The organism is Bradyrhizobium sp. SRS-191 (assembly GCF_024586915.1).
Lineage (GTDB): Bacteria > Pseudomonadota > Alphaproteobacteria > Rhizobiales > Xanthobacteraceae > Bradyrhizobium.
Map to the genome: position 1 here is coordinate 1 of NZ_JANBVS010000037.1, position 9,651 is coordinate 9,651.

The 9,651-nt window shown below is 58.3% G+C and carries 7 protein-coding genes and 1 tRNA gene; 2 read left to right on the forward strand and 6 right to left on the reverse strand.

The window, feature by feature from the left end:
- From NLR35_RS33430 to NLR35_RS33440, 3 genes are all read right to left on the reverse strand, one after another.
- The coding region (locus NLR35_RS33430) for an Eco57I restriction-modification methylase domain-containing protein (protein WP_257170806.1) at positions 1-2,708 on the reverse strand (2,708 nt) is incomplete at its 3' end.
- Entirely contained in the window at positions 2,705-4,459 is a 1,755-nt protein-coding gene (locus tag NLR35_RS33435; protein WP_257170807.1) for a class I SAM-dependent methyltransferase, read from the reverse strand. The genes NLR35_RS33430 and NLR35_RS33435, both read right to left, overlap by 4 nt.
- Positions 4,456-4,659, reverse strand: a complete 204-nt coding sequence (locus NLR35_RS33440; RefSeq protein WP_257170808.1) for a ribbon-helix-helix protein, CopG family — start codon at positions 4,657-4,659, stop codon at positions 4,456-4,458. Before NLR35_RS33440 ends, NLR35_RS33435 begins: the two co-directional genes overlap by 4 nt.
- A gap of 106 nt (positions 4,660-4,765) precedes the next feature.
- On the opposite strand from NLR35_RS33440, the gene NLR35_RS33445 reads away from it, so the two are divergent.
- Positions 4,766-5,074 carry a hypothetical protein gene (locus NLR35_RS33445; protein WP_257170809.1) on the forward strand — a complete coding sequence of 103 codons (309 nt, stop codon included), beginning with the start codon at positions 4,766-4,768 and terminating at the stop codon, positions 5,072-5,074.
- A 147-nt stretch (positions 5,075-5,221) separates the two neighbouring features.
- On the opposite strand, the gene NLR35_RS33450 is transcribed toward NLR35_RS33445, so the two are convergent.
- Both NLR35_RS33450 and NLR35_RS33455 read right to left on the reverse strand, forming a co-directional pair.
- Positions 5,222-6,847 (reverse strand): hypothetical protein, encoded by a 1,626-nt coding sequence (locus NLR35_RS33450; protein WP_257170810.1) that lies wholly within the window; start codon positions 6,845-6,847, stop codon positions 5,222-5,224.
- A 370-nt stretch (positions 6,848-7,217) separates the two neighbouring features.
- Positions 7,218-7,307, reverse strand: a tRNA-Ser gene (locus NLR35_RS33455).
- Between the two features lie 268 nt (positions 7,308-7,575).
- Between NLR35_RS33455 and NLR35_RS33460 the strand changes: the two genes are divergently transcribed.
- Entirely contained in the window at positions 7,576-8,436 is an 861-nt protein-coding gene (locus tag NLR35_RS33460) for an alpha/beta fold hydrolase (protein ID WP_257170811.1), read from the forward strand.
- A 59-nt stretch (positions 8,437-8,495) separates the two neighbouring features.
- On the opposite strand, the gene NLR35_RS33465 is transcribed toward NLR35_RS33460, so the two are convergent.
- Positions 8,496-9,599, reverse strand: a complete 1,104-nt coding sequence (locus tag NLR35_RS33465; RefSeq protein ID WP_257170812.1) for an ISAs1 family transposase — start codon at positions 9,597-9,599, stop codon at positions 8,496-8,498.
- Positions 9,600-9,651 lie beyond the last annotated feature (52 nt).

A 9,651-nucleotide genomic window follows, 5' to 3' on the forward strand; every position in this document is an offset into this window, starting at 1 on the left:
GCTCGCGGCCGGATCATGTAATAGGGACCGTTGCCGCCGCCGGTCATTAGCACATTGCTTTCGTCATAAGCATACCTGGCTTCCAACGAAAGTATGGGCAAGATGATCTTCGGGCTGTCAAACTTCGTCAAACTCTGAGAGCGTCCAAATTGATAGAACTGCTTCTCCTCCACCGCACCACCAACGACATTTCGGCGCTCAAGCTCCGACCGACGTGCGCTCAAGTAAGCCAAGCATCCAGGAAAACGACGTGCGATCACCTCCGGTTGCAGAAGGCGCGCCGATGTTCGCCTTTCCCCGGCCGCTATTTCGTATGGAAAAATCATCCAGGCGTTTGCTTGGGCCCGCGAATACGGAAAAAGCTTCGCGTCATGTAGACATGGGCGCAGAATGTCGCGTTCTATGGGCCAGATTTTTCCATCCCAGTTAATCGAAACCGTTGCCTCGTTCTCCGCAGTCGATTTGAAAATGTAGATTGGATCGGCACTCGTTTGGACACCAACGAAGATTTCCGCGATCTGGCCGAGCTCTATGGGAAACCGAGCTTTGACACGATCAAATAGGTCACGTGCATCGGCATCGGCGAATTGCCACGTATCTATTCCTAACTGACTCGCGGGGATCGACGTGCGGTGCCCCGGCGCGCCATACCGCCAGGCGACGAGATCATGGACGCGCTCAATTTGGATGGCGTCGCGTTTGTCGCTGTCAAAAATAAGAATGCAAGTATAGTTCGCCGCTTGCCGACCAAAGACTTGTTGAACGCCGAAGTGAACGACTTCTTCGAGCGTATGTGCATTAGCGATCAGCGAGCGAAGAGCGTGTCCAGCTTGGGTGGTCATGAACTTGTGCGGGATGATCAAACCAAGACGCCCGTCCGGCCGCATTAAGCTGAAGGACCGCTCGATGAAGAGGGCATATTTGTCAAAATTGTCCTGACGTGCGGTGGTGTAAGGCGATTGGGGGCTTTGATAAAAAGCCACCTCCTCGGGAGAATACGCCACCATATTTTGGATGCGAATGTAGGGTGGGTTCGCTACGATGATATCGAATCCGCCACGGTCCATTTCAGCAGGAAACTCGGTCTTCCAGGTGAACGGATTGATCTTTCCAAGAAGCCGTGAGGGCAAGGGACCGCGCGCTTGTGTCCATTCAGCTTGACTCACCAAACTGTTTCCCGTGCGGATCGTGGCCTCCATCGGAGGTAGTGCCGGTGTACGTGAAGTCGCAACGTAGTCGCGCAGCACCTCGGCGGTTTCATTCTCGATTAGCTTTAGCAGCAAGCTAAAGCGAGAGACTTCAACGGCGTTCGGATCGATATCGACGCCGCGTAGATGCGCGGTCAAGATTCGCCGTTTCTCTCCGAATGTAAGTCTCCACTGGCCGGCTGCCCCCTCGTAGATCGTGAGCCCATTGTGCCGATCTCGATCGTTGGCGAGATACCACGCTAAATAGTGATCGCACAGCGCTTCAAATACCGACAAGAGGAAGACGCCGGAACCGCAGCAAATATCTGCAACAGTGAACCCATTTAGATCTTTCGGCGCTTTACCCTCGAGGGCCGGACCAAGCGTACGCGCAACAATGATGTCGACAATATAGCGTGGCGTGGGGACGACACCTCCACCTTCCCGCACCTCGGGCTTACTGACAATTTCGACGCTACCGGCAGCTGTAATGTCGATCACGTCACCAAGGAATTGCTCGTAGATTTCGCCAAGTACTTCAGTTTCGACGACAGCGAACGTGTAAGGGCTTTGGGGGTAATAAAGCTCTGAAATAATGCCATATAAGACGTTGTCGCTTACCCGAATTTTTAAACGCTCGTCATTTAGCAAGCGAAACAAACCGGAATCATAGAAATCGTCCGCACGGCGCAGCTCAGCCATAAAGGCATTGTAAGTGTCTGTTGCACTGAGCCCCTTCAGCGTCTCGTAGCGCTCGATATCGCGATCCTCGCAAATACGAAGGAATACGATACGCGAGAGAAAAAGCTGAACCGCATAGATCAACTCAGGGGGCGTGAGGCCCGGCGTCAGGGCGTGGATGTCCCGTGCAAGCCTCTCGCGCCAGGACTTCACTTGCCGAAGGAAAAGATCGTCGAATTTCTCTATGCCGTGTGGTGTTGTCGCCGCTGCAAAATGAGCATCGAACTGCCCGGAATAGACCGCTTCACGCGAGAGAAGGGGCCAGAGTTCGTCGAACAGAGACTCGAACTCATCAAATCTGACCAGCAATAATCGAGCGACATGGGCCTCGTCAGAAATTGCCGGTTTGGGCAGACAGTCATAAACCGCAAGCTGATAGAAATTTGTCAAAATCGAAATAGGTAGACTGGCCGAATAACCGTAGCGCCGTGTCTGAAAAGCAGCCTCTCGGTTCCGCTCAATAAGAACGCTCGGCTTTTTTGCTTCGACGAACAGTTTGCGCTGACGGGCCAGGCGAAGTTCGTAGTCTGGTCGTTTAGAGAGCCGCTCCTCACCAACTTCGACCGTTGCTTCTTCAACGACCTCTCGCAAACCCAGCGACTGTCCGCGCGCGTTGTGAACGTCCCAGCCAAACGCAAGCAGCAGGGGCGTTATGAAATCAGTCCGGGCTTGCGTTTCGTTGTAGGCAGACCGCAGGTAGTCCGCCTCATGACGTTGGAAACTACGGACTAACTCGCTGACCTTCGCCCTAGCGACGGCTTTAAGGTCGGCATCCGTCATGCCGTCTCCTGAGATGCTTTCGCTCGGGCGCCGCGACGCCTCGCCATGCGGCGATCGCGCATCTTGATCCATATATTACGGAGCGTCGTACAATCGGCAGATGAAAGGCCTAAGTGATGCCGAAGGACAATGCGGGCATTTTCCTCCAGCACGGCGTCGAGCTGTCCGGCTCGAATGAGACGATCAGCTTCTATCAAGGGCATCGCCCCATTGAGCTGTGCCGGCATCATCAAGCGCTCGGCCTCAGTGGGCTCCAGCTCAAGCACGCCCCCGCCATAACTGCGTCCCTCAATCTCAGCAGAAGCCGCCGTCAACCAAGTGTATGTATTTGCAATCACGCGCTCGGGCTTGTCCGCCTTGCAAGTAAAGCGGTGAATCGTGTCGGTCGAGGTCGCGTCAGAATTGTTGAGCACAATGCGCGGAAAATCATAGATCTGCCTAAACATAAACCCGTCTGGTTTCCACACGGACGGAACCGAGTACCACGGCGTTCGGATCGAACACTTGTAGCCTTTGTGAAAGTCCTTCTTTTCGCCTTCGCTGATGTAATTGCGTAACGCAGCATTGAGCTGGATTGCTTGCTTGGTCGTGATGTTCAGCAGGTGGACACGATCCCCGGCTGCGGAAAGGCTCTTCCAGTCGCTCTTTCCGAGGCGACTTCCTTTGAGCTGCACAGACCGGGACACGAGCGGTATCGTATGTCCTTCGAGTCCAAGCGTGGTGACCTGTTCTTCAGAGAGGACAAAGAATTCGTTCTTGCCGGTGACGATGCCAACATCAATGCTGGCGTGCTTGGCCATGGCAGAGATCTTGTCGGTTTCCCGCAGCTCTCGCATGAACGTGATTTCACGAGGAGTGAGAAAATACTTGAGCCATTTCTCATTATCGTGCGCAACGACTTTTGGCTGAGCAGCCTCCAACAGGATGGTTGGATTTTGCTTGGTGATTTCGGCGACGGTGTCGGCCTCAGTCATGGCCACACGACAAATGTTTGTTTTCGATACTTGGACCGCATCATCGGCGAGCAATAGAACGACTTCTTGCTCAGCATTCTCAAAGAACAGCTCATTGCAAGCAACAATATCGATACGTCTAAATCGATCGGTGAGGAAGGATCGGAGTTGGGCGGCATAACTGACCTGAAGCAGTTCCGCAGGCAAAACGAACGCCATGCGGCCGCCAGCTCGAAGACTACAGGCGGCGGCAACGACAAACGGCACCCAAATGTTGGTCAACCGGTTCGGCGATAACCCCTGATCCTGCATCATTGCCATAGCGTGAGAGCGGTGCGGTTCCGGGAACGACTGGTACCGAATGAAAGGTGGATTTCCGATCACCACATCGCAGCTTGGCTGAACGCTCGCGCGCCACCAATCAAAGAAGTCGGAATTAATGACGATGTCGCCTGCCGGCTTTCCGAGCACGCCGACGAGCCTCGCGGAGGCCTGCTCGGCGGCGGCAGCAAGGATCTCCACGCCTTTCAAGCGTGAAGCGATATCGGACTTTTTAGCGCCAATTTCGAAGAAGCGCTTTGCCGCCGCGACAAGAAATGCGCCGTCTCCGCAGCTAGGCTCAAGAACAATATCCGACCGCTTTCTTATCGCCCACGCGGACAGCCAGTCAGCCACTTCGGACGAGGTATAATAGCCGCCGCGCAGCTTGTTGGGGTCGAGCGACGCAAATCGTCCAGACGGTGCCACATCTCCCCGCGCGCGATTTCCTGGGGAGGCTGCTAATTTCTTTTTCTTCATTGTTTCCCCACATGCAGAAGCGGCATGTTGTCTTTCAACATGCGCTCGATGGCTTCCCGAACAACCCAAGCCACTGACACACGATTTTTTCGGGCAATCTCGGAAAGCTCCTGATGCTGCTCCGGCGTCAAAGTCACCGATAGGCGGTGCGGAGACTTCTCTGCGTGATTTTTGCTCTGAGCTGGCGACACCGCTTCCATCTCCGATTCACCATGTTGCACCACATTACATCGAATCGGTGCAGGTTACAAAAATGGAGGCCTAATCAACAGCTATTTCCAGCGGCTATTTTTAGCCGTTAGATTTATGCTGAAGGGCGGAAGCGGGCTCAGGATATCCATTCTTATTAAAAAGTGCGCCCTTTGGATGCCCCTTAAACGTCCTAAACTGAGTGCGATGGTCAACTATCCTCACGACTATTACGTCTTCACATCTCGACGGGGCGACTATCCCGCGCGGTTCATCTGGGAAATACGCCGTCGGAGCAAGCCGCTGGGCATCAAACTGACGGCAGATGGATTTGAAACGGATAGAGCTGCCATATCTGCCGGCAGGCAGGCGTTGACAGAGTTGCTGGCGGATCTGTACGAGGAAGAAGCCCGCGCTCAGAAGTGACAGGCGCGGATGCGCAAAGCGATTTGTAGCCGCACCGCTTTCAATGCGCCCACTTGATCGTTGGCTGCGGGAGCTGGATTTGAACCAGCGACCTCAAGGCTATGAGCCTGAAACCCAGGGCCTGACGCTATTCTCCCCCGAATATCGTCAACCTCGCAGCTTCGGCCGTCCGATCTTGCGCGGCTTGGATGCCATGGCTTCAAAATCCAGACCTTCGAATATCGACCAGTCGATTTCCTTCGGCAGTTCGAAATGAGCCAGCTCCTGGCACTGCTTGCGGCGTAGCGCGGACTGCTGGCCGTAATTGCCATGAACATCGTTTGCCTCATGGCCCATCTGCAGCCGCGTGGCCTCGTCGTCGAGATCCTCCTCAATGAACATGTCCTTGGCGCCGTGCCGAAGGGAATGGGCCACCTCGATGTTCATGCCGATAGCGCCGGCCTTCTTCAGGAGCCGGTTCACCCGCTTCGATGCAACATCGCCCGGATCGGACGTAGATGCGAGCAGGCGGAAGATAAATTTGTCGCCCTGCTCGGTCGCCCAGTCGACAAAGCCGATGCGCCGTAAAAAGTCGTGCAGGACGAAAAAGCGGAGGCTCCCCTCGGTCTTATAGCCGACCCGTTTGTACATCCCCTTCTCTTTGTCATAGACGATGCCATTCACGCGGACGATGTCGACGCCGTGCTTGCGATCGAAATCGCTGCCCCGGATGAAGGGCAAGATTCCGATCCGGCGCGACGAGAGAAGGCACAGAGGTCCCAACATCGCGTCGTCCAAATAGCCGCTATCGACGCCCAGCCTGAAGACCTTATCGACCTTTTCGTAGTCGAGCGCCTCGCGCTTGACAGAGGGTTTGGCATTGTCCGGCCATCGCACCCTATAGCCTTCGAACGGGTTACGAAGGCGATGCAATCCTACCGCATTGTTGATAATAGCTCGAACCGTCTGCACATATCCATCTTGGATGGTTTTCAGTGCGAGCGGCTCGTAGCAGCTTTCGGCCTTATTCTTTGCGATCGCCGCATGGATCCCCATCTGTCGCAGCTCTTCGGTATTTTCGCCCTCACGCGAAAGCTCAAGCGGGACATACTGAAGCTCGTTGACGAAATTCTGGAGGTCAATTGGCAAGTAGCAATCGATCGGTCGATCTCCGACAAGTGCTTTGAAGGTCGCCGCACGCATCCGGCCAGTGCTGATGGCGCTCTCGGATGCTCCCCCAGCGCGTCGAAGCTCGAAATATTCATCTTCCAACTCGCTGAATTTCGGCGCGGATGATGTTTCGATAGTAGGCGGAACGTTTGCCGGTGGCTGCTCGGCTGATTGACGCGGCGGCTTCGCCGGCCTGAGGTCGCGCGAGGTGACAGAGCGACCGGCCGGCACCGCCGAGGTCCGTTCCAGAATTGCAAGTTGCCGATCGGCGACTTCGGTGAGCTTGCCGAGAACGTCCGACAGGGGTTCGCCTCCAGGCCCCAGGCCCGCGCCGGCTCGCCAGCGATTCCAGACGTCATGGCGCAACAGGTCGGCGCGGGCCACGACCGTCGGATTGCCCGCTTCACCTTTGCTGACCTCCTTTTCGATCAGCACCGCCTCTTGGATCGAGGCGATATCGCGCAGCACGTCAGGCGAAAAATCCGGCCACGGAGGGGGATTGGCGATCTTGGCCGCTGCGGTTTCGAGGAAAGCGAGCATGTTCGCGACGAATTCCTCAGGGCTATCGCCCTTCGGAAACCCGACGTCGCTGCACGGAATCTCTTCCCCCGTGTGAATATTCACCCCGCATCTCCACTGGCTGAAGCCGGTTTGCGCCAGCGCGCCCAGCCAAGAGGCCCGCCGCTGCGCCTCGCGATGCGGAAGCACCCCAAGTCGCACCCGAATAGGAGCGCATGACGGCAGACTGGCCGCAAGGTTGGAGGGGGGCCGAATCTGGAAGAAATACGTGGAAAGCCGACGCACCAGATAGGTCGGTGCCCGCCCCGGCCCTCTGGGCCGGCGCGCTGGGCGCTCGGATGCACTTTTCTCTTGGACTACTTTGCGGACTACATTGCGGGATACACGCTTCGACACTTGCACACTCGGGCAGGCCGGAGACGTTGTTTTCCGAGGCTTTTGGCAGGTCCAAAAAGTGGCGGATGGGCGAATTAACTGGCGGAGAGGGAGGGATTCGAACCCCCGATAGGCTTGCACCTATGCCGCATTTCGAGTGCGGTGCATTCAACCACTCTGCCACCTCTCCTGAAGGCGCCATATTAGGAGCAGGGCCCCTGTGGTTGGGGGCGTTCATAAGCGAGGATGGCGGGCCAGACAAGGCGCGAAAGGGGAAAATCCGCTGCCTGTTTCGCCCGATCGGGCCGTGGCCGGCGGCCGGGACGCGGAACGGGCTTCCGGAGTTGCGGTTTTGACGTGGTTTCCCGGCGCGAGGCGGGGTGCGCTTCGGCTGGACACGCGGCCGGGATGCGACGGGGGCCGGTTCGCCTGACGACGCTTGGCGGGAGGGAGAGGCCATGGAGCATGTGACCGTCACGGCCAACGGGGCCGATTTTCACCTGGTTCGCGCCGGCCACGGCCGGCCGCTGCTGTTGCTGCATGGCTGGCCGGAATTCTGGCTGACCTGGGCTCCCGTGATGACGCGGCTGGCCGACCGGTTCACGTTGATCGCGCCTGACTTGCGCGGCTTCGGGGACAGCGCCAAGCCGGACGGGCCGTTCGGTCCGGACGGGCATGCGGCGGACATGCTGGCGGTGATGGATGCGCTCGGCCTGGCGCGATTCGGCGTGGTCGGCCATGACGTCGGCGGCGCCGTGATGCAGCCGCTGGCGCGCACCTGCCCGGAGCGGCTCGCCGGGCTGTTCTTCTTCGATTTCGTCTATCCCGGGATCGGGCCGCGGATGGCGGCGCCCGATCGGCTCAACGCCATCTGGTATCAGTCCTTCCACCAGATGGAGATGGCGCCGCGCCTGGTCGGGGCCAGCCGCGAGAGCTGCCGGCTTTATATCGAACACTTCCTGCGCGGCTGGTCTTTTCGCAAGGAGGCGTTCGACGATGTGCTCGAGGATTTCACCGACAATTTCATGAAGGCGGGCAATCTCGCCGGCGGCTTTGCGCATTATCGCGCGGCGCATGCGGGGCGGGTCGCGATGATGAAGGGCGAGGCGAAGGTGCTGCCGCGCATTGAGGTGCCGACCTGCGTGCGCTGGGCGGAGCATGATCCGCTGTTTCCGTATGCCTGGACGGACCGGCTGGGGGAGACGTTTGCGGATGTGGATGTCGCGATGTTTAGCGGCGTCGGGCACTTCCCGCATCGGGAAGATCCGGACCGCGCGGCGGCGGAGATCGCGGGGTTTTTTGGGCGGGTGCGGTGGTGAGGGAGGCGTGGAAGCAGTGGCGCGGCGGCGTGCTTCTCCTCCCCCGCTTGCGGGCAGGGCTATCGCATATGACCAAACATGGCGAGCAGGAAGCTGTCGTCCCATCCCGCCCGCTTGATTTTGCGGCGTATGGAGGTTGGACCGGGGCAAGATCGAAGGATGTTGAGTGCGAGTCTGCGCAGGCGGGCCAGATTGTCCGGAGCATTGTCCAATCTCGCGCGGCTGCCGTCCTCGCCGAAGTGGACGTCGAGCACCCAGTGCAATTGGTTCTCGATGGTCCAATGGCTGCGCGTGACCTGTAACAGCCGCTTGGCGGACATGGACTTGGAGAGCAGATAGTAGCGGACGACCGGCGGTGCGGCCCGGTTGCCTTGCAGCTGCCTGCGCGAGGTGACACGGCCGATGGCGACGACGCCCGGGAAGCCATGGATTGCCGCCAGGCTGGTATTGCGCATGATCGTGGCTCGACGCGCTTCTCGCCGGTCGTGCGTGGACGGCTCGACCGTCTTGATGGTGCGGCGTTCGCCGGACCGGGCAAACTGCGTGACCACGGCCTTGAACAGAGGTCCACGGTTGGCCTTGATCGCCAGCACGTAGTCGCCACCGCGATCCAGCACCGTCTGGGCCATCGCCCGATGACAATGCAGCGCATCGGCCGTGACGATGCTGCCTTCGAGGGACAGCAGTTCCAATACCTCCAACGCTCCCTTGGTCTCGTTGCGGCCAGGTGCCGTCTGCTGCGCCAGCGACATGCGCGCTTCCACCGCAAAGACGTTGACCAGATGCAGAGGCTCGTAGCGCGAACCGCGCTCGAAGGCGCCACGAAGCGCTTTGCCGTCGACCGCCACCACCCCTGTGAGATTGAGCCGGTTGGCCTTGGCAAACGCCACCATGAAGCGCCTGAATGCTGCCTCGAAGGCCTCCGGATCGAGCAAGCGGAACACCCGGCTGAAAGTATCGTGACTGGGAATCCCATGTTCCAGCCGCAGAAACAGCCGAAGCAGGTCTTCCTTGGCTTGGCCGAACTCCGCCATGTCGGAGCAGGTCTCTGCTCCGCACAGCACCGCGGCCAAGGCGACAACCAGCACCTCCAGCAGATCGTGTCGCGCATTCCCCGCACGCGGGTCTGCCAGTCGCCGAAACGCTTTCTTGAGTTTGCCCATACGACTCCCTCCGCCTTGTGGGAGTCGTTCTCAGAATCCATCTTGCCGAACA

Bases quoted from the DNA above. Each gene is read 5' to 3' on its own strand.
- NLR35_RS33435 (WP_257170807.1), bottom strand. From the start codon at position 4,459: ATGAAGAAAAAGAAATTAGCAGCCTCCCCAGGAAATCGCGCGCGGGGA.
- NLR35_RS33440 (WP_257170808.1), bottom strand. From the start codon at position 4,659: ATGGAAGCGGTGTCGCCAGCTCAGAGCAAAAATCACGCAGAGAAGTCT.
- NLR35_RS33445 (WP_257170809.1), top strand. From the start codon at position 4,766: ATGCTGAAGGGCGGAAGCGGGCTCAGGATATCCATTCTTATTAAAAAG.
- NLR35_RS33460 (WP_257170811.1), top strand. From the start codon at position 7,576: ATGGAGCATGTGACCGTCACGGCCAACGGGGCCGATTTTCACCTGGTT.
- NLR35_RS33465 (WP_257170812.1), bottom strand. From the start codon at position 9,599: ATGGGCAAACTCAAGAAAGCGTTTCGGCGACTGGCAGACCCGCGTGCG.